Raw genomic sequence first — 21,414 nt, 5'->3', positions numbered from 1 at the left:
CCCCCCCCCCCCCCCCCCCCCCCCCCCCCCCCCCCCCCCCCCCCCCCCCCCCCCCCCCCCCCCCCCCCCCCCCCCCCCCCCCCCCCCCCCCCCACGGCCGCATTAGGTCACGACACGGTCAGCGCCGCGTCATCGACCGCGAACGTCGTCTGTAGGGACGAGTCCTCCGTGGCCAGCCACCGCAGGCGGATGCGCTGGCCCTGGTACGCGGACAGGTCGTAGGTCTTCTGGACGTACGCCGTGCCCGCGTTCAGATTCGAGACGCCGCCGAGCGTGGCGAGCACGGCGCCGGTGCTGGAGAGCACCTGGAGTTCCAACGTGTCGTGCTCGGTCGTGGTGGTGCTCTCGGCGGTGTCGACGCGGACCCAGAACCGGGCGCTCGCGCTCGTCGCGGTCTCCGGGATGGTCACCTCCTGGCTCAGGTTCTCCGACATCGCGCGGCCGTTGCCGCCCAGGTGCGCCCACCAGGTCCCGGTGCGCGCCGGGCGGCCCATGCCGTCGCCGATCACCGAGGTGGTGCCCGACCAGCCGGTCGCGCCGCCCTCGAAGCCGGGGTTGGTCAGCAGTTCGCGGGGGGTGGCCCGCGCGGCGACGGTCCAGGTGAATGTGGCGGCGCCACGCCCGCCCCGGCTGTCGGTCGCGGTGACCGTCACCTCGCTGGCGCCCGCCACCGCGGGCGTGCCCGAGATCAGGCCGTTGCCCGCGCCGATGGTCAGGCCCGGCGGAAGCCCGGTCGCGGTGTAGGTCAGCCGGTCGCCATCGGCGTCGGTGGCCTGAATCTGGAGGTTGACCGCCGTGGCCACCGTCGTCGTCTGGTCGCCCGGGTCGACCACCACCGGATCGGCGTTGGCCCCGCCGCTCTCGGCGAACGCGCCATCGGTGACGACGGCGAACTTCTGCGGGCCGAACGGGACGTTGAAGCCGCGCACCCGCACCGTCCACTCCCCCTCGGCCGCGTCCGGGAGGTAGACGTTCTCGACGTTGTTGCGCCGGTCCGGGGCGCCGCCGGTGGCCGACCAGCCGCCGACGAACACGTTGCCCCGGTAGACGGTGCCGTTGGGCGAGACGACCTCCAGGTCCAGGTCGTTGACCAGGGTGACCGCCGCGCTCACGGCCGCCTCCTTGTCCGAGTACGCCATGGTCACCTTCAGCGGCTCGCCCGCGCGCAGGGTGTGCTTGGTCTCAGCGACCCCGCCGGTCGCCAGGCCGGGCTCGGTCTCGTCGGTGAACTTCGCCGTGCCGTCGGTGGCCTTGTCCAGGTTCACCAGACCCCAGCCCTCGTGCGGGTTGGGGATCGGCAGGTCGTTGTCGTCGGCGCCGTCGCCGTTCTCGTCCAGCAGGTCGGTCGCGCTGTTGACCATCGTGGCCTTGACCAGCGCCGCGGAGGCGGCCACGTGGTGTTTCTTCTGGTAGTAGTCGCGCACGACCGACGCGCCGCCCGCGGTCAGCGGGTTCGACATCGAGGTGCCGCTGAAGTACTTGTAGTCGTCGGTCAGCGGGAAGCCGTAGCCGTCGTTCTGCGGCGCGTTCGTCTCCGGGTTCGCGGCCGGGTCGTACTGCTGCTGGAACATGTCGGAGTAGCCGGACAGGATCCAGGACCCGGGCGCGACCACGTCCGGTTTGATCCGGTTGTCGTCGGTCGGGCCGCGGCTGGAGAACGCGGTGACCTGCTGCGGGTTGCCGGTCTGCGGATCGGACCGGATCGGGTCGATCGGGTAGTCGTGCGGCCACCAGTCGCCCCAGGTCGGGATGATGTTCTGGCCGTTGACCTGCTGACAGGACCGGTTGGCGAAGGTCGCCTGCTCCTTGGAGGTCTGCGGCGGGTAGGTCAGTGTCGCGTCGCACGGGTACTGCGCCTTGCCGTTTTCCGACGCGCCGACAGACAGCACGTTCTTCGCGGTGGCCGGGGCGCCGATCGAGTCGTGGTCGATGACGCCGTCGCTGTTGGCGTCGGTGCCCTCGTTGCCCGCCGAGAAGCTGATCAGCATGTCCCGGTGGGTGTTGACGAACCGGTCGGCGGCCTGCGAGTTGTCGGTGTACTGCCCGGCGGACGACGACCCCCACGAGTTCGAGTGGACGCGGGCGCCGTCGTCGTAGGCCTGCTGGAACAGGTCGGCGAGGTCGTTGGGGATGCCGAGCAGGTAGTAGCCGTCCGGGTACTGGTTGGCGCAGGTGTTCTGCATGTCCACGTAGTCCTCGACGGCCTGGAACACCAGCCGCGATGCGTAGGCGGCGGACTTGCCTTGGCCGTCGGCTGCGCCGTCGCCGACCGCGGAGACCGCGACGTGCGTGCCGTGGCCGCTGTCGACGTCCTGCGCGCCGTTGCCGCGCACGTCGTAGCAGCCCGCGGCGTCCGGGGCGACCAGCGCGTGGACGGCCTGGACGCGCGCGGCGGGGATGTCCGGGTGCGCGGTGTCCGCGGTTCCGCCGCCGAGACCGGTGTCGGCGACGGCGACGGTCTGCGTCGAGCCGTCGTAGCCGCGGTTGTTGGCCTCGGCGGCCTTCATGATCGTGCCCGCGGCCGTCTCGTTGTGCTTCTCCGGGATGCGGAACCGGTCGACGGACGCGACGTCCTCGATGCTTGTGATCTTGGTGATCTGCTTCGCTTCCGCGGCGACCAGCAGGGTGCCGTCCGCCGCGGCGCTGACCACCGCGCCCGTTGACTCGGCGGCGCGCCGGATCGCGGCGAGGTCGGCGCCGCGCTCGGCTCGGACCTTGTAGACGGCGGGCTTGCCCTCGTCCACCTCGGCTTTGGCGTCCAGGCTGACCTTCCAGGCTGGCTGGAAGCGGCCCACCCACCGCACGCCCGGCAGCAGCTTCGCCCGCTTCGCCTGCCCCGGGTTCATCCGGACCTTGAACGCGTAGTCGGGGATGTACTCGACGATCTGGCCGCCGAGCGCGACGATCCCCACCTTCCACTCTTCCCGCACCGGGCCAGCGAACTGGATGATGTGGCTGCCCCGCTCGCGCGCCGAGAGCGGCTTGGCCTCAAGTCCGGTCGGCGCGTCCGGCTCGTCGCCGGGCTGGAACTCACCGGCCACCAGGCGGATCGGGGGGGCGTCGGACTTCTGGTCAGGCTGCGCGGCGCCCGCGAGACCGGGGACGGTCAGCACGGCGCCCGCCAGCACGGTCGAGACGACGAGTGTGAACAGTCGCCGCCTCGGCGTCGCACTGAGCATCTGGTTCCTCACTTGTGCGGGGTTGACGGCCCTGGCGTTCCCGGGCAGATCCACTTCGGCCGACACCATGCCCTCACGGGACACGGGAAACGACCAGTCGAGCCACCTGTCCGGGTGAACCACGGCTGGTGGAACCACGACTGGCGACCCGAAGGCCGACCCGATTCCCAGCGTCGGCGACATCGTCACGACCTGCGGGAATGCCGCACACAACCACCCGACCGCGCCGAACAAGCGGACAACTGTGACGCGCGACACGTTTCCCGATCGGACTGTCGCGGCCGAACCGGGCGACCGCCACCCCGCCCCAGATCCGCAGTGGACTGTCCACAGCGGAGCACCCGCTACCTTCTTCGTGGTTCCTAATCAAGAAGCTGTGGTCGCCGGGTCCGGCATCACTTTGCCCCCGGTCGAACGCATAATCCGAGGGGTGGTGCCCCCCGAAGGGATCACAACGGACTCCGAACGCGCCTGGGCCGCTGACCCCACGTCGGACGTGGCGTCAGCGGCCCAGGCGAACGGCGGTGCGGGCGGGGGCTACTCCGGCGGAGTCTCGTCCGGGGCCGGGGGCAGTTCCACGTCCTCGACCGGCTTCGCCTCCGGCTCGGCGGGCAGCAGCGCGGTCAGGGCGGCGCCCTCGATGCGGCGGAACGCGCGCAGCGGCCGGGTGCGGTCGAGGACCGCGACCTCCAGCTTGGCCAGCGCGGCCGCTGCGGTGTCGCCGTTGCCCGCCGAGGCGTTGCCGGAACCGGCGGCGAGCGCCTTCACCGCGAGGCGAACGGCTTCGGCGAGGGCGTGGCCTTCCTCGAAGGTCTCCTTGAGCGAGGCCACGATCGGGTCGGTCTGGCCGCCCATCACCAGGAACTGCGGCTCGTCGACGATCGAGCCGTCGTAGGTGAGCCGGTAGAGCTGGTCCTGCGCGGCGGTGGCGCCCACCTCGGCGACGCAGATCTCCACCTCCATCGGCTTGACCTGCTCGGTGAAGATCGTGCCCAGGGTCTGCGCGTAGACGTTGGCGAGCTGGCGGGCGGAGACGTCGCGGCGGTCGTAGGAGTAGCCCCACAGGTCCACGTGGCGGATGCCGCCCCGGCGCAGGCTCTCGTACTCGCTGTAGCGGCCCGCTGCGGCGAAGCCGATGCGGTCGTAGATCTCCGAGACCTTGTGCAGCGTCGCCGACGGGTTCTCGGCGACGAACAGCACGCCGTCGGCGTACTTGAGCGCGACGACGCTGCGGCCCCGGGCGATGCCCTTGCGGGCGTACTCCGAGCGATCGCGCATCAACTGCTCGGGCGAGGCGTACAACGGCATCGTCACGGGGCAGGCTCCTTACTCTCCACGGTCAGGGAATCGCAACGGTCGGGGAACGTCCTCAGCCGCGCGGGCGGGCGGCGCGGGCGGTCACGACGGCCTCGGCGACCGCGGCCGCCTCGTCCTCGGTCACCCGGACGGCGCCCTCGTCGGCGGTGATGGTCACGATGCTCGGGTAGATCCGGCGGGCCAGGTCCGGGCCGCCGGTGGCCGAGTCGTCGTCGGCGGCGTCGAACAGGGCTTCGACCGCGGTGCGGACGGCGGCTGCCCGGTCGGCGTCGGGGTCGTAGAGCTTCTTGAGGGACGACTTGGCGAACATCGACCCGGAGCCGATCGCGTGGAAGCCCGCGTTCTCCTCGTACCGGCCGCCGGTGACGTCGTAGGAGACGATCCGGCCCGCGCGGGCGGGGTCGGCGCTGTCGATGTCGTAGCCGACGAACAGCGGCAGCACGGCCAAGCCCGCCATCGCCACGTCGAGGTTGCCGCGGACCATGGTGGAGAGCTTGTTCGACTTACCGTCGAGCGAGAGCGGGACGCCCTCGATCTTCTCGTAGTGCTGCAACTCCACGGTGTAGAGCCGCACCATCTCCACCGCGAGACCGGCGGTGCCCGCGATGCCCACCGCCGAGTAGTCGTCGGTGACGTAGACCTTCTCCATGTCCCGCTGCGCGATCAGGTTGCCCGCCGTCGCCCTGCGGTCACCCGCGATCAAGACGCCGCCGGGGAAGGTGAGCGCGACGATCGTGGTGCCGTGCGGGACCTCGGCCCTGCCGACGACCTGCGGGTCGCGCGCGCCGCGCCCCCCGGGCAGCAGCTCAGGGGCCTGGGAACGCAGGAAATCGGTGAACGACGACGTTCCTGCCGACAGGTAGGCAGCTGAGAGCGAAGCTCCCAGCTGCCCCCGGGACGAGGTGTGTTCCATGCCTTCTTTCGTTCCTGTCGCGGGATGGGACCGGGGCGGTGCGGTATCGGGGGAGTCTCGGGGAGTCTTCCCGGGGAGTCTTACTCGCCGCCCTTTTGCACGTAGGCGCGGACGAAGTCCTCCGCGTTCTCCTCCAACACGTCGTCGATCTCGTCGAGGATCGCGTCGGTGTCGTCGCCGAGCTTCTCCCGGCGCTCCTGTCCGGCCGCGGTGGTGTCCTCGACGCCCTCGTCGCCGTCTCCGCCGCCCTGGCGCTGCTTGTGCTCCTGGGACATATCGCCTCCCGGTCGTGGCTGGCCTACTGCGAACATTACCCAGCCGGACCGACTTTCGTCGCCGTCCACGCCGGGCGCAAGATCACCAGGCGGCCCCCGGCCGGGATTTTCGCTACCGGCGCTTCGCCGCGCCGGTGAGCGCGTCCACCAGTTCCTCGGCCGTGGCCGCCGCGTCGAGCAGGGCGCCGACATGCGCCTTGGTGCCGCGCAGCGGCTCCAAGGTCGGGATGCGCACCAGCGACTCGCGGCCCAGGTCGAAGATCACCGAGTCCCAGGACGCGGCCGCGATGGAGTTCGGGTAGCGCTCCAGGCAGCGGCCGCGGAAGTAGGCGCGGGTGTCCTGCGGCGGGGTGGTGATCGCCGCGCGCACCTCGTCCTCGCTGACCAGGCGCTTCATCGAGCCGCGGGCCACCAGCCGGTTGTAGAGGCCCTTGTCGAGGCGCACGTCGGAGTACTGGAGGTCGACCAGGTGCAGCCGGGGCGAGGACCAGGCCAGGCCGTCGCGGGCGCGGAAGCCCTCCAGCAGCCGCAGCTTCGCTGGCCAGTCGAGCCGGTCGGCGCACTCCTGCGGGTCGCGGGCGAGCGCGTCGAGGATCTCGCCCCAGGTGCGCAGCACGTCCAGGGCGACCCGGTCGACCTCGGTGCGGTCGAGGTGCTCGGCGACCATCTCGTGGTAGGCGTGCTGCAGGTCCAAGCCGGTGAACTTGCGGCCGTTGGCCAGCTCGACGGTCGCCTTGAGCGTCGGGTCGTGGCTGATCACGTGCACGGCGCGGACCGGGTCGGCCAGCTTGAGGTGGTCGAAGCGGACGCCCGCCTCGATCAGGTCCAGGACCAGCGCGGTGGTGCCGACCTTGAGGTAGGTGGACGTCTCGGCCAGGTTCGCGTCGCCGATGATGACGTGCAGGCGGCGGTACTTGTCCGCGTCGGCGTGCGGCTCGTCGCGGGTGTTGATGATGCCGCGCTTGAGCGTGGTTTCCAGGCCGACCTCGACCTCGATGTAGTCGGCGCGCTGGGAGAGTTGGAAGCCCGCCTCCTCGCCGGAGGCCCCCAGGCCGACCCGGCCCGAGCCGCAGACCACCTGGCGGGAGGCGAAGAACGGGGTGAGGCCCGCGATGACCGAGGTGAACGGGGTGCCGCGGGCCATCAGGTAGTTCTCGTGGGTGCCGTAGCTGGCGCCCTTGCCGTCGACGTTGTTCTTGTAGAGCTGCAAGCGGGGCTGCCCGGGGACGGTGGCGGCGCGCAGGGCGGCCTCCTCCATCACCCGCTCCCCCGCCTTGTCCCAGATCACCGCGTCGCGGGCGTTGGTCACCTCGGGGGCGGAGTACTCGGGGTGTGCGTGGTCGACGTAGAGCCGGGCGCCGTTGGTGAGGATGACGTTGGCCGCGCCGAGGTCCTCCACGTCCGGGTCGGACGGGGCCATGCCGGGGACGCCGAGGTCGAACCCGCGCGCGTCGCGCAGCGGGGACTCCACCTCGTAGTCCCAGCGGGCGCGCCGGGCCCGGGGGATGTCCGCCGCCGCGGCGTAGGCCAGCACGACCTGCGTCGATGTCAACACCGGGTTCGCCGTGGCATCGCCCGGCACGGCGATGCCGTACTCGACTTCGGTTCCCATGATCCGCCGCATGGGCCCAGCCTACGGGTCCGAACCGGCCGGTTCGGCGTGAGCCGTGCCGCTGCGGATAAGTTCGCCGGTGTGAACCCCGCGGAATTGGTGGCCGTGTACGACGCGGACGGAGCCGTGGTGGGCAGCGCCACCCGGGCCAGGATGCGCGCCGAGGGGCTGTGGCACGCCTGCGGGTCGGTCCTGGTCCGCTCCGGCGACGGCGAGCGCGTCTACGTGCACCGGCGGACCGACACCAAGGACGTCTACCCCGGGATGCACGACTGCTGGGCCGGTGGCGTGGTCGCCGCGGGCGAGACGCCCCGGGACTGCGCCGAACGCGAACTCGCCGAGGAACTGGGCGTGCGCGGGGCGCCGCTGACGCCGCTGTTCGTCCTGCCGATCGACCTGCCGCCGGTCCGGGTGCACATGTCCGCCTACGAGACGCGCTGGGACGGCCCGATCGTCACCCAGGCCGCCGAGATCGCCAGCGGCGAGTGGCTGACCGTGGCGGACCTGCGCGCCCGCCTGGCCGACCCGGCGTGGCCGTTCGTGCCCGACGGGCGGCTGGCCGCCCTGGAATGGTTCAGACGCCTCTAGTCAGCGCGGCGGCGGCCTTGGGGGCCAACCGGGTGACCGCCGCGCGCGCCCGTGCCGCGGTGCCCGACTCGACGGTCACCGCGGTCACCAGGTTCCCCTTGGCCAGCAGGACCGTGCAGGTGACCTTGCCCGGCCCGGACGCGCACCAGCTCAGCCGGTCGTCGACGCCGGGCAGCGCGGGCAATTGGGCGCCCTCGTCGACCAGGAAGGACTCTCCGTCGACCTGGAAAGCGTCGCAGTCGAGGGCGTCGCGGGCCGCGGCGAGCACGGCGGCCGGGTCGTCGGCGTAGGCGACCCGCTGGCGCAGCAGCGAGCCGCTGCGGTACTTCCAGGTGGTCTCCCGGCCCGGCGCGGCGTCCGTGCCCAACCGCACGCCGCAGTCCGGCAGGGCGGCGGGGACGCTGGTGTCCGGCGCGCCGGACGCGCTGACCTCCTCCTCGGCCAGGTCGGCCGCGGTGAGCGCGCCGAGCGCGACCGTCGCGGTGCGGTCCTGGGCCGTCGAGGACGGGGCCGTGGTCGGCGCCGGGGCGCTGGACGGCTGGGCCGGGGCGGCGGAGGTCGCCGACGGCGGCGCGGCGTCGTAGTAGGTGTAGAGGTCGTTGGGCCGGTCGGAGCAGCCCGCGAGCAGGCTTACCGGCAGGACCGTGGCGCAGGCGGCGGCCAGCACGTGGACACGACGCAACGGTCGTCCCCTTCGAGGAAGTCGGCGGTGGGGTCCCGGCTGACGTTACCGGTCTGGATCAACGACCGGAATCCTCGGGGCTCACTCCCAGCGCAGCGCGGACCGGGTCGCCCAGTACTCGGCCGGGTCTTCGGCCAGATCGGGCAGCTCAGGCGGGGTGAGACCGGCCGAGGCGAGGTTGGCCGCGAGTTGCGCGGTGCTCGCCGGGCCGAGCAGGACCGTGTCCGCCCACGGCTGGGCCAGCGCCACCGACAGGGCGAGAGCGTCGGGTGTGGCGTCCAGTTCGCGGGCGGCGGCGAGCAGCGGCTCGGGCGGGCGGACGGCGAGCCTGCCGTTGGCCAACGCCTCCTTCACGGCCACGTGCGCGCCGTGCGCGTGCGCCTCGGCCAGCGCGGGGCCCACAGACGGCTCCAGTGGGTTCCAGGTGGACTGGACGGCCCAGAACACCCGCACGCCCGCGCGCTCCAGCGCCAGGCCGCGGCGCACGGTGTCCGCTTGGGCCGGTCCGGAGGTCGAGAATCCCAGCCGCTGCCCGGAATCGGCCAACTCGGCCAGGGCGTCGAGCAGCGGCTCGTCGGTGAACAGCGGACTGTCCGACGTGAGCGAGTGCACCTGGTACAGGGCGATCCGGTCGCCGAGCAGGGCGCGGCTCTCGGCGAGCTGGGCGCGGAACCGGGGCAGCGAGTGCTCTTTGGACTCGTGCGTCTCGGCGTCCATCCGCCAGCCGCCGACGTAGGCGTAGCCCCACTTGGACGACACGGTCACGTCGGCGTGGCCGCGGGCGTCGAGCCAGCCCGCCAGGAACTCCTCCGCGCGCCCGTAGGACCGCGCGGTGTCGACCCGGCGGATTCCAGCCGCGTACGCGGCGTCCAGCACGTCCTCGGTGGCCGCGCGCAGGCTCGCCACGCTCCGGTCGTCCGGGAGGGCGCCAGCACGGCCCAGGTTGATGTAGGCGGGCCGCCCGAGGGCGGCCAGTCCCAGCGTGAACCGGTTCAGCGTCGACACCGGACCGATTATGCCCAGCCCGCAGACGGCCGTGGGGCCCCGCACGAGTGCGGGGCCCCACGGGTCGAACGCGTCCTACAGGTACTGACCGGTGTTCGTGGCGGTGTCTATCGCCCGCCCGGATTCCTGGTTCTTGCCGGTCACCAGGGTCCGGATGTAGACGATGCGCTCGCCCTTCTTGCCCGAGATCCGCGCCCAGTCGTCCGGGTTGGTCGTGTTGGGCAGGTCCTCGTTCTCGGCGAACTCGTCGACGATCGCGTCCAGCAGGTGCTGCACGCGCAGGCCGGGCTGCTTGGTCTCCAGCACCGACTTGATCGCCGCCTTCTTCGCCCGGTCGACAATGTTCTGGATCATCGCGCCGGAGTTGAAGTCCCGGAAGTACAGGACCTCCTTGTCACCGTTGGCGTAGGTGACCTCCAGGAAGCGGTTCTCCTCCGTCTCCTCGTACATGCGCTCGACCGTGTGCTGGATCATCGCGTCGATGCACGTGGAGCGGTCGCCGCCGAACTCGGCGAGGTCGTCGGCGTGGATGGGCAGGTTGCTGGTGAGGTACTTGGAGAAGATGTCCTTCGCCGCCTCCGCGTCCGGCCGCTCGATCTTGATCTTCACGTCGAGCCTGCCTGGTCGCAGGATCGCCGGGTCGATCATGTCCTCGCGGTTGGACGCGCCGATGACGATGACGTTCTCCAGGCCCTCGACGCCATCGATCTCGCTCAGCAGCTGCGGGACGATGGTGGTCTCGACGTCGGAGGAGACGCCGCTGCCCCGGGTCCGGAAAATCGAGTCCATCTCATCGAAGAACACGATCACCGGAGTGCCCTCGGAGGCCTTCTCCCTGGCCCGCTGGAAGATGAGCCGGATGTGCCGCTCGGTCTCGCCGACGAACTTGTTGAGCAGCTCCGGGCCCTTGATGTTGAGGAAGTACGACTTCGCGTCCTTGGGAGCGCTGTCGCCACGCGCGGCGGCCACCTTCTTGGCCAGCGAGTTCGCGACAGCCTTCGCGATAAGCGTCTTTCCGCAACCGGGGGGACCGTAGAGCAGCACGCCCTTGGGCGGGCGCAGCTCGTATTCGGCGAAGAGGTCCTTGTGCAGGAACGGCAACTCGACCGCGTCGCGGATCTGCTCGATCTGCCGGAACAGGCCGCCGATGTCCTCGTAGTCGACGTCGGGCACCTCCTCCAGCACCAGGTCCTCGACCTCGGCCTTGGGCACCCGCTCGTAGGCGTAGCCCGACTTGGCGTCCACCAGCAGCGAGTCGCCGGACTTCAGCGGCGAGGAAGCCAGCGGGTCGGCAAGCCAGACCACCCGCTCCTCGTCCGCGTGCCCGACCACCAGCGCGCGGGTCGGCACCTCCTCGTCGTCGGAGGTCAGCAGCTCGCGCAGGGTGGACACCTCGCCCGTCCGCTCGAACCCGCCTCCCTCGACCACGGTGAGGGCCTCGTTGAGCCGCACGGACTGGCCGCGCCGCAACTTGTCGCCCTCGACAGCGGGCGACACCGACACGCGCATCTTGCGACCCGCGGTGAACACGTCGACCGTGCCGTCCTCGTGCACATCGAGGAACACGCCGTAGCCGCTGGGCGGCTGGGCGAGACGATCGACCTCCTCGCGCAAGGCGAGAAGTTGGCCGCGGGCCTCACGAAGCGTGTCGACCAGTTTGGCGTTCCGCTCGGTGAGCTGGCTCACCCGCTCGGACGCCTCTGCCAGTCGTTGTTCCAGCAGTCGCGAATGCCGTGGCGATTCCGTCAGTTTCCGGCGAAGCAGAGCGACTTCCTCTTCGAGGAAACGGATCTGCGCGGCTTCCGACCTATCGGGGCGTTCAATCCCCGGGCCGGGCGCGTCACCGTGCTCGTCGTCGGCGTTTTCTGGCCGACTGCCGGGACGATCGTGCTGCATGTCGGCACCTCCTCCCGAACTCGTACCCCTACGGTACCGGCGATCACCGACAAGGACAGAGCATCCGGATGTCGGAACTTGCGTGTCACCCCCGCGCAACACTCGCTCGGACGCACATGATGCGCCAACCCGGTGCCAATGGGAACCAACCGCCCATTACGGTGCGTCGGTGTATTAGTCCAACCGCGCGCGTCCAAGAGACCACCGTTCGCAGTCAGAAAGCCCGGGGAGCGATGACCTACCCTCCACAGCAGCCAGATCCGTACGGGCAGCAGCCCGCGCAGCCTCCGCAGCCTGGGCAGTTCCCGCCGCAGGGCGGATACCCGCAGCAGCCGGGGCAGTACCCGGGACAGCAGCCGGGGCAGCAGCCGCAGCCGGGCGCCCAGCCTGGGCAGCAGACCGGCCCGCAGCCCACCGGGCAGCCAGGGCCCCAGCAGGGCCCCTACCAGGGGCAGTACGGCCAGCAGCCCTACGTCCAGCAGCCAGGGCAGTACGGACAGCAGCCAGGCCAGCCGGGGCAGTACGGGCAGCAGCCCGACCCGTACGGCCAGGGCGGGTACGGCCAGTACGGACAGCCGCAGAAGAAGAGCGCGATGCCGTGGATCCTCGCGGGCGGCGGCCTGCTGGTGATCGGCGTCGTGGTGACCCTGGTGCTGGTCCTGACCGGCGGCTCGGACGCCAGCACCGCGCGCGGCGCGGCCCAGGCCTACCTCGACGCCGTCACCAGCCGCAGCGCGGACGCGCACAACAAGCTGGTGTGTGACGAGAGCGACAAGGTCACACAGTCCGACATCGACAAGGCCTTCAAGGGCGACGACGTCGGCGACCCCACGCTCGGCGAGGTGGTCGAGAACGGCGACACCGCCACGGCGACCTTCACGGTGACGGTCGAGGGCAAGCAGGTCACCCCGAAGATCCGCCTGCGCAAACAGGGCGAGAACTGGTGTGTCTCCGGGTTCGGCGGAGCCTGACCCCAGGCGATCGCCGAGCCGTCGACTCCGCCGGGCCGCCCGGCGGAGTCGACGGCTTTCGGGCCAATACCATGTTGCACTCCCCGCGGGATACGTTTGCAGGTAAACCGGGACGGTCCGCTCGGCCGTCCATCCCGCGTGCCCACCCACCGTTTCGCGCGGCGATCAGCACCAAGAGTCAGGGGCGACCATGACCTATCCTCCGCAGCAGCCTGGGCCCTACGGCCAGCAGCCGCAGCCCGGCGGCTACGGGAATCAGCCGGGGAACCCGCCGCAGCCGGGCGGGTACGGGCCGCAGCAGCCGGACGGCTTCGCGCAGCAGCCCGCCTACCAGGGGTTCGGCGGGTACCCGGGCGGCGGTGAGCCGCCGCGCAACAGCGGCAACACCGGCAAGATCGTCGCCATCGTGGCGATCGCCGTGCTGGTCCTGGGCGGCGCTGGCGTCGGCGTCTACTTCCTGACCAAGGACAGCGGCGACGGCAAGCCCTCGGCGAGCGCGCCGCCGAGCACGACCAAGAAGCCCACCACCTCCGCGTCCGACGAGCCGGTGACCACCAGCCGCAGGCCGACGTCGACGCAGTCCTCCGACGCTGGCCCGGAGGCCGTGGCCGAGGCCTACATGCAGGCCTACGAGGACAAGCACTTCGCCCCGGTCGTCACCAACTCGTGCTCGGCGTACCAGAAGAAGTACGGCACCGACACCAGCGAGCTGGAAAAGAGCCTGGCCGACTACGAGATCACCGCGACCCTCAACGGCTCGCCCCAGGTGAGCGGCAGCACCGCCACGGTCAAGATCGACCTGGACGTGGCCAAGGCGGGCGAGACCAAGGAGACCACCATCGCCATCAAGGTCATCAAGGAAGACGGCGAGTGGAAGTTCTGCGGCGAGGAAAAGGCCTGAGCCGTCCGCGGCGGCGGTCCGGCACGGGCCGCCGCCAGCGCCGGACCGATCTTCACGGGGCCGCGAGCACACCCGCTCCGCGGCCTCGCCCGCCGCGTATCCTCTGCGCGTGCCCGGTCGGTCTTCGCGCTCGGCACGATCACCGAGAGCCCGCAGCGGCAGTGAACCACCGAGGAGTCAGGGACCGATGACCTACCCACCGCAGGAGCCGGGACCGTACGGCCAGGACCCGTACGGCAGGCAGCCGGACCCCTACGGCCAACAGCAGCCGCAGGACCCGTACGGGCAGCAGCAGCCGCAGGACCCGTACGGGCAGCAGCAGCCGTACCAGGGCTACGGCCAGACGCAGTCGTTCGGGCAGGATCCGTTCAACCAGGACCCTTACGGGCAGCAGCAGGCGTACCCGGGCGGCTACGGCCAGCCGGGCGGTCCCGGCGGCGAGCCGCCCAAGAGCAACACCGGCAAGATCATCGCCATCGTGGCGATCGCCGTGCTGGTGCTCGGCGGCGCGGGCGTGGGCATCTACTTCCTGACCAAGGGCGACGACAAGCCCAGCGCCACGGCGCCCACCAACAGCGGCGACCCGACGACGACCACGACCACGACGCGCAAGACGTCGGCGCGGCCGACCACCACGACGCGCGAGACCACCACCACCGAGGAGACCACCACCACCCGCGGCGGCGGGGGCGGCGGGGGCGGCGACATCAAGAGCGCGGGCGCGAAGTACGTCGACGCGGTCAACGCCAAGAACGAGTCCGCCGCGACCGCCCTGACCTGCGACGGCGCCGGCCCCGGCATCATGTACACCAGCGTCGCGCCCAACGGCGGCAAGGCGACCGTCGTCGGCGAGCCCGAGACCTACGGCGACAGCAACGGCAAGATCGACACCGAGGTCAGGATCGGCTCCAGCGACCCGATCCCCTTCCCCGTCCTGCTCGAAAAGAAGTCGCAGGGTTGGTGCGTCTCGCTCTAACGCGCGCCGACGGGCCGGGTGTGGCCGCGCCCACCCGGCCCGGTCGTTTCCCGGGGCGGCCCGCTACCTCTACGGTGTCGGCTACGTCCAGCCCCCGGGAGAACCGCGTGCCAGTCCGATCCCCGCATTCCCTCCGTCGCGCGCCCTTCGCCGTCGCGGCGCTGCTGCTCGCCCTCACCGCGACGGCCTGCTCCGGTGACGCGGGCCCACCGGCCGCCGAACGCGGCTCGGCCGAGGACAAGGCGGCCCTGCGCCAGGTCGTCGACGGCGCCGTGGACGCGATCAACCAGCGCGACCCGAACCGGATGAAGGCCGTGAGCTGCGACCCGAGCCGGGTCGGGGACCGGGTGCCCGAGGACGGCCTGGCCGAGCTGGAGCAGATCCCCGAGATCACCGGCGACCAGGTCATCGTCCAACTGCGCCTCACCACCGGCGGCGAGACCGCCACGGTGCCGCTGCGCGTGCAGCGACGCGAGTCGCGCTGGTGCGTGTCCTAGGCCCTAGCCCTTGCTCGGGCGGCGCTGCGGGCGTGGGGCGACCACGCCGTCGGCGAGGCGGCGGGCGGTGATCAGGAACGCGGTGTGGGCGATCATGCGGTGCTCGGGCCGGACCGCGAGGCCGACCGAGTGCCACGGGCGGATCAGCGTCTCCCAGGCGTAGGGCTCGGTCCAGCAGGTCTGCTCGCGCAGCGCCTCGGCGACCCGGGAGAGCTGGGTCGTGGTGGCCACGTAGGTGACCAGGACGCCGCCGGGGATCAGGTGCTCGGCCACGGTGGGCAACACCTCCCACGGCGCGAGCATGTCCAGAATGACCCGGTCGACCTCGCCGGTGTGCTCGGCGAGGTCGCCCACGGTCAGCGTCCAGTTCGCGGGGTGCTCGCCGTAGAACTGGACGACGTTGCGCTCGGCGTGCTCGGCGTGGTCGGCGCGGATCTCGTATGAGGTCACCGAGCCGGTCGGGCCGACCGCGCGCAGCAGCGAGCAGGTGAGCGCGCCGGACCCGGCCCCGGCCTCCAGGACGCGGGCGCCGGGGAAGATGTCGCCCTGCATGACGATCTGCGCGGCGTCCTTCGGGTAGATCACCTGCGCGCCGCGCGGCATGGACAGCACGTAGTCCGACAGCAGCGGCCGCAGCGCCAGGTACGAGGTGCCCGCGACCGAGCTGACCACCGAGCCCTCCGGCTGGCCGATGATGTCGTCGTGGGCGAGCGCGCCGCGGTGGGTGTGGTACTTCTCCCCCGGTTCGAGGATGAGCGTGTAGTGCCTGCCCTTGGGGTCGGTGAGCTGCACCCGGTCCCCCGCCTCGAACGGACCGCTGACCCTGCGTGCCGACACCGAACGCCTCGCCTTCCACCTGAACCGAACCCGACAGGAGATGGTCGCAGAGGCCCGCCGACGAGCGGGCATCACCCCGTCGGTGCTCACTCGTCCCGGCTGTGCAGGGCGGCGCGCAGGTCCTCGCGGCGCAGGACGCCGCAGGGGCGGCCCTCGTCGTCCACGACCACGAACTGCCAGGCCGCGGTCTCCAGGACGCGTTCGGCGATGTCCTCCCCCGGCTCGGAGGCCAGCAGCACGGACTCGGGCCGGATGGGCTCGGCGGCCTGCTCGGCTGGCGAGAACGGCGACCGTTCGGCGAGGCGGCGCGCGGCGGTCTCGTCGAGCAGGCCCGCGGCCACCCCGTCGGCCCGCACGAGCACGACCCCGCGCCCGGCCGCGGCGGCCAGCGCGTCGGCCACCGGGCTTTCCGCGGGCAGTTGCAGGATGGGGCGGATCAAGTCGGCGAGCTTGAGCTCGGCGGGCCAGGACCGGCGCCGCTCCGCGGCGAGTTCGCCGCCCGCGCCCGCGACGACGAACCAGGCGGTCAGCAGGCACACGCCCAGCCGCAGCCAGCGGTCCTGGCTGCCCTGCGCCAAGCCCCACAGCGCCCACCCGACCAGCACGCCCGCCACGACCCAGCCGCCGACCACGGCCGCGCGGGTGCCCGCGCCGCGCCGCCCGGTGAGCGCCCACACGCCCGCGCGCAGCATCCGGCCGCCGTCCAGCGGCAGGCCGGGGAGCAGGTTGAACACGGCGACGGCGGTGTTGGCGAACGCGCACTCCAGCACCAGCAGCCAGACCGCGCCCTCGGCGGGCATGACCAGCAGCCCCAGACCGCAGGCTCCGGCCAGCACGATCGACACGGCCGGGCCCGCCGCGGCGACGACCCACTCGTGCGCGGGCCTGCGCGGGGTGCGGGCGATCTCGGAGAGGCCGCCGAGCAGGAACAGCCGCAGCCGCCGCACCGGCAGGCCCAGCCGCAGGGCCACCACGCAGTGCCCGAGCTCGTGGGCGAGCACGGACGCGCCGAGCAGGACCGCGAACGCGGCGGCGAGCAGGATCGAGGTGACCACGCCAGCGGACGGCAGCAGCGTGCCGACCAGCGGGGCGTAGAAGACGACGACGGCGAGCGAGCCAAGCCACCAGGAGTGCGCGAGCACCACGGGCACGCCGCTGTAGCGGAACAGCAGCAGGCCGCCGCTGGCCGCCGGGCTAGCCGAGTGCGCCGAGTGCGTGGTGCCCGCCACGGGCCCAGCGTAGGCGCGCCGGTGTGGGGCCGGGGTGATCCGCGTCGGGAGGCGGGCCAAGGGGAGACACGCTGGGCACCTGCCGGGGAGCTGTCGGTGGTCGACATTAAGGTGCGAGGCATGCTCCCCGCCGCTGGACCGGACGCCCCGCCCGCCGCCGACCAGGTCGGGCGGCGCAGGCCCGCCCTGTCGCCGTCGCGGGCGAGCGACTTCAAGCAGTGCCCGCTGCTGTACCGCTTCCGCGCCGTCGACCGGCTGCCGGAGACGCCGAGCAAGGCGCAGGTGCGCGGCACGGTCGTGCACGCGGTGCTGGAGCGGCTCTACGGCCTGCCCGCCGAGCGGCGGGTGCCCGCAACCGCCCACGACCTGCTCGCGCCGACCTGGGCCGACCTGCTGGCCGAGCGGCCGGAGCTGGACCAGATCTTCGACGACGGCGAAGACCCGCAGCCGTGGCTGGCCTCGGCGACCGCGCTGATCGAGGGCTACTTCGCCCTGGAGGACCCGCGCAGGCTCCAGCCGGAGGCGTGCGAGCTGCTGATCGAGACGGAACTGCCGTCCGGGGTGCTGCTGCGCGGCTATATCGACCGGATCGACGTCGCCCCCACCGGCGAGATCCGGGTCGTGGACTACAAGACCGGGACAGCGCCGCGCGAGATCGGCGAGGCGAAGGCGCTGTTCCAGATGAAGTTCTACGCGCTGGCGCTGTGGCGGCTGCGCGGGGTCGTGCCCCGGCAGCTGCGGCTGATGTACCTCGCCGACCGCCAGTCGCTGGCCTACACCCCCGACGAGGCCGAGCTGACCCGGTTCGAGCGCACCCTGGACGCCATCTGGGAGGCCATCCTGCGCGCGGGCCGCACCGGCGACTTCCGCCCGAACAAGAGCAGGTTGTGCGACTGGTGCTCGCACCAGGCCGTGTGCCCCGCGTTCGGCGGCACGCCGCCGGACTATCCGGGCTGGCCGGAACCGGACTCAGGTGAGGAAACCGTATTGGACAGGGCGGACTGACATGGCGTTCTACGAACCGCTTGGCGAGGGCCGCTACGCCTCGACCCGGCACACCGCTGGCCCGTGGACGGCCGACAGCCAGCACATGGGCCCGCCGACCGCGCTGCTGGCCCGCGAGCTGGCCGCGCTGCCCTCGGCCGTGCCGTCCGCGCTGGCGCGGGTGACGGTGGAGATCCTCGGCCCGGTGCCGGTCGCGGAGCTGTCGGTGTCCGCCGAGGTCGAGCGGCCGGGCCGGTCGGTCGAGCTGGTGCGCGGCGAGATTCGCGCGGGCGGCCGGGCCGTCGCGCGGGCCAGCGCGTGGCGGATCGTCACCTCGGACACCTCCTCGGTGCGCACCCCTGACGACGTCGCCCCGCTCGCCCCGCCCTCGGCGGGCACGGTGATCACCCGGCCGGACAACTGGGGGCCGGGGTACCTGGACGCGATGGAGTGGCGCGCGCTCACCGGCTCGCTGGACAAGCCGGGGCCAGCGACGGTGTGGGTCCGGCAGACGATCCCGCTGGTGGCGGGCGAGGAGCCGACCCCGCTGCAGCGGCTGCTGGTCGTGGCCGACTCCGGCAGCGGCGCGTCCGGGCTGCTGGACCCGCGCGCGTGGTGGTTCATCAACACCGAGCTGACCGTGCACGTCATCCGCGAGCCCGAGGGCGAGTGGATCGGCCTGGACGCGCACTCGGTGATCGGGCCCAACGGCACCGGCACGGCGCTGAGCGTCCTGCACGACACCACGGGGGCGGTGGCCAGGGGCGCGCAGGCGCTGTTCGTGCGGGAGCGGTGACCCGGCCACCGGTCACAGGTGGCGGTAGACGTCCTCCAGGGTGAGGCCGCGGCCGATCATCAGCACCTGCACGCGGTAGAGCAGCTGCGACACCTCTTCGGCCAGCGCGTCGTCGGACTCGTGCTCGGCGGCGATCCACACCTCGCCCGCCTCTTCGAGCACCTTCTTGCCCTGCGCGTGCACACCAGCATCCAGCGCCGCCACGGTGCCCGAACCCTCAGGGCGGGTCCGAGCCCGGTCACTGAGTTCGGCGAACAGCTCGTCGAACGTCTTCACGAGCGACGATCCTGCCACCCCGGGCGCGGCGGGCCGCCACCGAGGGTCACGCCGCGCCGCCACCCACCGCGACGATCCCGCACAGCAGCCCGAGGCCCCCGCTCAGCGGCGCGTAGATCCGCAGGTCGAGCCGGGCGAAGTCGGTCTCGCGGCGGGACGAGACGAGGTAGCCGCCCACGCCGCGCACCAGCAGCACCCCCGCGACGACTCCGGCGCCGGTCGGCACGAGCCAGGCCGGGCCGAACCCCCCGAAGATCCCCGCCCTGGCCCCCACGAGGTAGGCGGCGGCGACCAGCAGCAACGCCACCAGCGCGGTCAATCCCGGGCTGGGCAGCTTGTCTTCCGGCACCCCGACCACCCGCCGGGCGAACTCTTCCCGGCTGCGCAGCGGCCACGGCGAGACGGTCCACACCAGGTGCAGCAGGGCGATCACCAGCAGCACCGCCGCGGCGAGCCATCCGAGCACTGCCATGACTTTCCTCCCCAGATCGCCGCGCCCCGCTGTCCGGACGCCCCCGTACCTTAGGCCCTGGGCCGACGAGCGCGGGTCAGCAGGAGACCGTCGCCATGAGTTCGCGCAGCAGGGCGGTGTCCAGGCCGACCAGGGAGTCGCGCAGGACGCGGCGCTCGCCCGAGGGGACGGGGATCTCGCAGGGCACGGTCAGCACCACGCAGCCCGCCGCCACCGCCGAGGCGACCCCGGTGGGCGAGTCCTCGATCGCCAGGCAGCGGGCCGGGTCGACGCCCAGCCGGTCGGCGGCGATGAGGTAGGGGTCCGGCAGCGGCTTGTTGCGCCGGTCGACCTCGTCGCCGCAGACGGTCACGTCGAAGAAGTCGCGGCCGATGACGTCCAGCGCCAGCTCGGTGAGCGCGCGCTCGGTCGAGGTGACCAGGGCGGTGGGCAAACCGGCTGCCCGGACCGCGCGCAGGGCGTCGCGGGCGCCGGGGCGGAAGGCGAGTTCAGCGCCGAACAGCTCGGCCATGCGGGCGTCGATCCACGCCTTGGCCTCGCGCACGTCCTCGTCGGTCGGCACGATGCCCGCCTCGCCGAACAGCAGCGCCATGGTGGTCGGGCCGTTGCTGCCCACCATGGCGGCGCGGGTCGCCGAGGACAGCGGGGAGCCCAGCTTGGCGCAGAACTCCCGCAGCGGGATGTCCCAGAGCCGTTCGGAGTCGAGCAGGGTGCCGTCCATGTCCCAGAGAACGGCGGCGGGCAGGCCATCCAGCGCGGACGGTCCGGTCACGGGGGTGGTCCTCACGTCGGGATCGGGGGGAGCCATCACCGGGCGACGGCCGTTCCCAGCAGGTCGGCGGGGGTCGGCGCGAGGCTGTCCGGCATGTCCCAAGCCTACGATCTCCCTCCGTCGGGCCTGGGTCGTAGGCTGACCCGGTGACCGATCCGGACCCGCAGATGGCTGCCGACCTAGAGCCCACGGCCGAGCAGCGAGAACTCGTCGACCCCGTCATGGTGGCGGCGTTCGAGGGCTGGAACGACGCGGGGGACGCGGCCAGCACGGCGATCGAGCATCTCCAGCTCACCTGGGACGCGAGTCCGCTGCTGGAGATCGACCCCGACGACTACTACGACTTCCAGGTGACCAGGCCCTCCGTGCGGATGGTGGACGGGGTCACCCGGCGGGTGGAGTGGCCGACGACCCGGCTTTCCGTGTGCCGTCCGCCGGGGTCCAACCGGGACGTCGTCCTCGTGCATGGCATCGAGCCGAACATGCGCTGGCGCAAGTTCTGCGCCGAGCTGCTCCAGCACATCGATGACCTGGGCGTGAACACGGTCGTGACCTTGGGCGCGCTGCTCGCCGACACCCCGCACACCCGCCCGGTCCCGGTGACCGGCACCGCCTACGACGCGACCTCGGCCACCCGCTTCGGTCTGGAGCGGTCCCGCTACGAGGGGCCGACGGGCATCGTCGGCGTGCTGCAGGACGCGTGCGTGCGCGCGGGCGTGCCCGCCATCTCGATCTGGGCGGCCGTGCCGCACTACGTCTCGCAGCCGCCGTCGCCCAAGGCCACCCTGGCGCTGCTGCACCGGGTCGAGGAGATCCTCGACGTGGAGGTCCCGCTGGGCGCGCTGCCCGAGCAGGCCGAGGAATGGCAGCACACGGTCAGCGAGATGGCCGAGGAAGACGAGGACGTCCGCAACTACGTCCGCGCCCTTGAGGAGCGCGGCGACGCGGAGAACACCCTCAACGAGACCAGCGGCGACGCGATCGCCGCCGAGTTCGAGCGGTACCTGCGCAGGCGGCGGCCCGGCTCTGGCCGAGGCGGCTCCGGACCGGGACCCACCGGCATCTGACGGCCGAGCTGTGGGGTCGCGGCGGCGACCCCACAGCTCGCGGGCTAGGGCCTGTATCGAAGTACCGGCACGCACCAGCCGCGCCGGATGCGGCCCCTGACGGCACGGCCGCGACGCCCAAGTACAACACCGGTACGAGCGGCGCCGCGGCCGCACCGCCAGGAACCAC

General features: G+C 72.2%; 21 protein-coding genes. 8 read left to right on the top strand and 13 right to left on the bottom strand.

The annotated features are described in order from the left end of the window. Nucleotides 1-107 precede the first annotated feature (107 nt). The 5 genes from ACZ6SD_RS31490 to dop all read right to left on the bottom strand — a co-directional run bounded on the left by ACZ6SD_RS31490 (nt 108) and on the right by dop (nt 7,308). Complete coding sequence (locus tag ACZ6SD_RS31490; protein ID WP_465320662.1) at nt 108-3,179, bottom strand: S8 family serine peptidase; 3,072 nt, start codon at nt 3,177-3,179, stop codon at nt 108-110. A 537-nt stretch (nt 3,180-3,716) separates the two neighbouring features. Continuing rightward, a complete protein-coding gene (gene prcA / locus ACZ6SD_RS31485) occupies nt 3,717-4,493 on the bottom strand; it encodes a proteasome subunit alpha (RefSeq protein WP_465320661.1) in 777 nt (258 codons plus the stop codon). 55 nt (nt 4,494-4,548) lie between these two features. Continuing rightward, entirely contained in the window at nt 4,549-5,409 is an 861-nt protein-coding gene (gene prcB / locus ACZ6SD_RS31480) for a proteasome subunit beta (RefSeq protein ID WP_465320660.1), read from the bottom strand. An 80-nt stretch (nt 5,410-5,489) separates the two neighbouring features. Continuing rightward, nucleotides 5,490-5,684 (bottom strand): ubiquitin-like protein Pup, encoded by a 195-nt coding sequence (locus ACZ6SD_RS31475; protein WP_091446993.1) that lies wholly within the window; start codon nt 5,682-5,684, stop codon nt 5,490-5,492. 112 nt (nt 5,685-5,796) lie between these two features. Next, nucleotides 5,797-7,308, bottom strand: a complete 1,512-nt coding sequence (gene dop / locus ACZ6SD_RS31470; protein ID WP_465320659.1) for a depupylase/deamidase Dop — start codon at nt 7,306-7,308, stop codon at nt 5,797-5,799. A 141-nt stretch (nt 7,309-7,449) separates the two neighbouring features. On the opposite strand from dop, the gene ACZ6SD_RS31465 reads away from it, so the two are divergent. Beyond that, complete coding sequence (locus ACZ6SD_RS31465; RefSeq protein ID WP_465320663.1) at nt 7,450-7,884, top strand: NUDIX hydrolase; 435 nt, start codon at nt 7,450-7,452, stop codon at nt 7,882-7,884. Here ACZ6SD_RS31465 and ACZ6SD_RS31460 read toward each other — a convergent pair. The 3 genes from ACZ6SD_RS31460 to arc form a co-directional block, all read right to left on the bottom strand. Next, nucleotides 7,871-8,566 carry a hypothetical protein gene (locus ACZ6SD_RS31460; RefSeq protein WP_465320658.1) on the bottom strand — a complete coding sequence of 232 codons (696 nt, stop codon included), beginning with the start codon at nt 8,564-8,566 and terminating at the stop codon, nt 7,871-7,873. The genes ACZ6SD_RS31465 and ACZ6SD_RS31460 overlap by 14 nt on opposite strands. A gap of 81 nt (nt 8,567-8,647) precedes the next feature. Then, nucleotides 8,648-9,571, bottom strand: a complete 924-nt coding sequence (locus tag ACZ6SD_RS31455; protein WP_465320657.1) for an aldo/keto reductase — start codon at nt 9,569-9,571, stop codon at nt 8,648-8,650. Nucleotides 9,572-9,646: 75 nt separating this feature from the next. Continuing rightward, nucleotides 9,647-11,467: a proteasome ATPase gene (gene arc, locus ACZ6SD_RS31450; protein ID WP_465320656.1), complete on the bottom strand. Its 1,821-nt coding sequence runs from the start codon at nt 11,465-11,467 to the stop codon at nt 9,647-9,649. A gap of 233 nt (nt 11,468-11,700) precedes the next feature. Between arc and ACZ6SD_RS31445 the strand changes: the two genes are divergently transcribed. The 4 genes from ACZ6SD_RS31445 (at nt 11,701) to ACZ6SD_RS31430 (ending at nt 14,812) form a co-directional block, all read left to right on the top strand. Continuing rightward, entirely contained in the window at nt 11,701-12,438 is a 738-nt protein-coding gene (locus tag ACZ6SD_RS31445; RefSeq protein ID WP_465320655.1) for an Rv0361 family membrane protein, read from the top strand. 190 nt (nt 12,439-12,628) lie between these two features. After that, entirely contained in the window at nt 12,629-13,339 is a 711-nt protein-coding gene (locus ACZ6SD_RS31440; protein WP_465320654.1) for a hypothetical protein, read from the top strand. Between the two features lie 187 nt (nt 13,340-13,526). Further along, a complete protein-coding gene (locus tag ACZ6SD_RS31435; RefSeq protein ID WP_465320653.1) occupies nt 13,527-14,315 on the top strand; it encodes a hypothetical protein in 789 nt (262 codons plus the stop codon). 107 nt (nt 14,316-14,422) lie between these two features. Continuing rightward, complete coding sequence (locus ACZ6SD_RS31430) at nt 14,423-14,812, top strand: hypothetical protein (RefSeq protein WP_465320652.1); 390 nt, start codon at nt 14,423-14,425, stop codon at nt 14,810-14,812. Nucleotides 14,813-14,815: 3 nt separating this feature from the next. Here the strand turns inward: ACZ6SD_RS31430 and ACZ6SD_RS31425 are convergent, their stop codons facing one another. After that, complete coding sequence (locus ACZ6SD_RS31425; protein WP_465320651.1) at nt 14,816-15,649, bottom strand: tRNA (adenine-N1)-methyltransferase; 834 nt, start codon at nt 15,647-15,649, stop codon at nt 14,816-14,818. 86 nt (nt 15,650-15,735) lie between these two features. Then, nucleotides 15,736-16,878 (bottom strand): site-2 protease family protein, encoded by a 1,143-nt coding sequence (locus tag ACZ6SD_RS31420; protein ID WP_465320650.1) that lies wholly within the window; start codon nt 16,876-16,878, stop codon nt 15,736-15,738. 120 nt (nt 16,879-16,998) lie between these two features. Between ACZ6SD_RS31420 and ACZ6SD_RS31415 the strand changes: the two genes are divergently transcribed. Both ACZ6SD_RS31415 and ACZ6SD_RS31410 read left to right on the top strand, forming a co-directional pair. Further along, nucleotides 16,999-17,883, top strand: a complete 885-nt coding sequence (locus ACZ6SD_RS31415) for a RecB family exonuclease (protein ID WP_465320649.1) — start codon at nt 16,999-17,001, stop codon at nt 17,881-17,883. A gap of 1 nt (nt 17,884) precedes the next feature. Beyond that, complete coding sequence (locus tag ACZ6SD_RS31410; RefSeq protein WP_465320648.1) at nt 17,885-18,658, top strand: thioesterase family protein; 774 nt, start codon at nt 17,885-17,887, stop codon at nt 18,656-18,658. 12 nt (nt 18,659-18,670) lie between these two features. Here ACZ6SD_RS31410 and ACZ6SD_RS31405 read toward each other — a convergent pair whose 3' ends face one another. The 3 genes from ACZ6SD_RS31405 to ACZ6SD_RS31395 all read right to left on the bottom strand — a co-directional run bounded on the left by ACZ6SD_RS31405 (nt 18,671) and on the right by ACZ6SD_RS31395 (nt 20,178). Next, nucleotides 18,671-18,934: a phosphoribosyl-ATP diphosphatase gene (locus tag ACZ6SD_RS31405; protein WP_091447022.1), complete on the bottom strand. Its 264-nt coding sequence runs from the start codon at nt 18,932-18,934 to the stop codon at nt 18,671-18,673. 46 nt (nt 18,935-18,980) lie between these two features. Further along, nucleotides 18,981-19,406 (bottom strand): DUF3995 domain-containing protein, encoded by a 426-nt coding sequence (locus ACZ6SD_RS31400; protein ID WP_465320647.1) that lies wholly within the window; start codon nt 19,404-19,406, stop codon nt 18,981-18,983. Nucleotides 19,407-19,482: 76 nt separating this feature from the next. Then, on the bottom strand, nt 19,483-20,178 hold the full coding sequence (locus ACZ6SD_RS31395; protein ID WP_465320646.1) for an HAD family hydrolase: 696 nt from the start codon (nt 20,176-20,178) through the stop codon (nt 19,483-19,485). A gap of 146 nt (nt 20,179-20,324) precedes the next feature. Here ACZ6SD_RS31395 and ACZ6SD_RS31390 point away from each other — a divergent pair, with 146 nt between their 5' ends. Beyond that, the gene (locus tag ACZ6SD_RS31390) at nt 20,325-21,245 is read left to right on the top strand and encodes a PAC2 family protein (protein ID WP_465320645.1); all 921 of its coding nucleotides are present in this window, start codon (nt 20,325-20,327) and stop codon (nt 21,243-21,245) included. The last annotated feature ends 169 nt before the right edge of the window (nt 21,246-21,414 follow it).

Source organism: Actinokineospora sp. NPDC051303 (assembly GCF_055586285.1).
This window is presented reverse-complemented; position numbering and strand designations above follow the sequence as displayed.

Coding starts and splice junctions, on each gene's coding strand:
- ACZ6SD_RS31490 (WP_465320662.1), bottom strand. CDS start 3,179: ATGCTCAGTGCGACGCCGAGGCGGCGACTGTTCACACTCGTCGTCTCG.
- prcB (WP_465320660.1), bottom strand. CDS start 5,409: ATGGAACACACCTCGTCCCGGGGGCAGCTGGGAGCTTCGCTCTCAGCT.
- ACZ6SD_RS31475 (WP_091446993.1), bottom strand. CDS start 5,684: ATGTCCCAGGAGCACAAGCAGCGCCAGGGCGGCGGAGACGGCGACGAG.
- dop (WP_465320659.1), bottom strand. CDS start 7,308: ATGCGGCGGATCATGGGAACCGAAGTCGAGTACGGCATCGCCGTGCCG.
- ACZ6SD_RS31465 (WP_465320663.1), top strand. CDS start 7,450: ATGCGCGCCGAGGGGCTGTGGCACGCCTGCGGGTCGGTCCTGGTCCGC.
- arc (WP_465320656.1), bottom strand. CDS start 11,467: ATGCAGCACGATCGTCCCGGCAGTCGGCCAGAAAACGCCGACGACGAG.
- ACZ6SD_RS31445 (WP_465320655.1), top strand. CDS start 11,701: ATGACCTACCCTCCACAGCAGCCAGATCCGTACGGGCAGCAGCCCGCG.
- ACZ6SD_RS31440 (WP_465320654.1), top strand. CDS start 12,629: ATGACCTATCCTCCGCAGCAGCCTGGGCCCTACGGCCAGCAGCCGCAG.
- ACZ6SD_RS31435 (WP_465320653.1), top strand. CDS start 13,527: ATGACCTACCCACCGCAGGAGCCGGGACCGTACGGCCAGGACCCGTAC.
- ACZ6SD_RS31415 (WP_465320649.1), top strand. CDS start 16,999: ATGCTCCCCGCCGCTGGACCGGACGCCCCGCCCGCCGCCGACCAGGTC.
- ACZ6SD_RS31410 (WP_465320648.1), top strand. CDS start 17,885: ATGGCGTTCTACGAACCGCTTGGCGAGGGCCGCTACGCCTCGACCCGG.
- ACZ6SD_RS31400 (WP_465320647.1), bottom strand. CDS start 19,406: ATGGCAGTGCTCGGATGGCTCGCCGCGGCGGTGCTGCTGGTGATCGCC.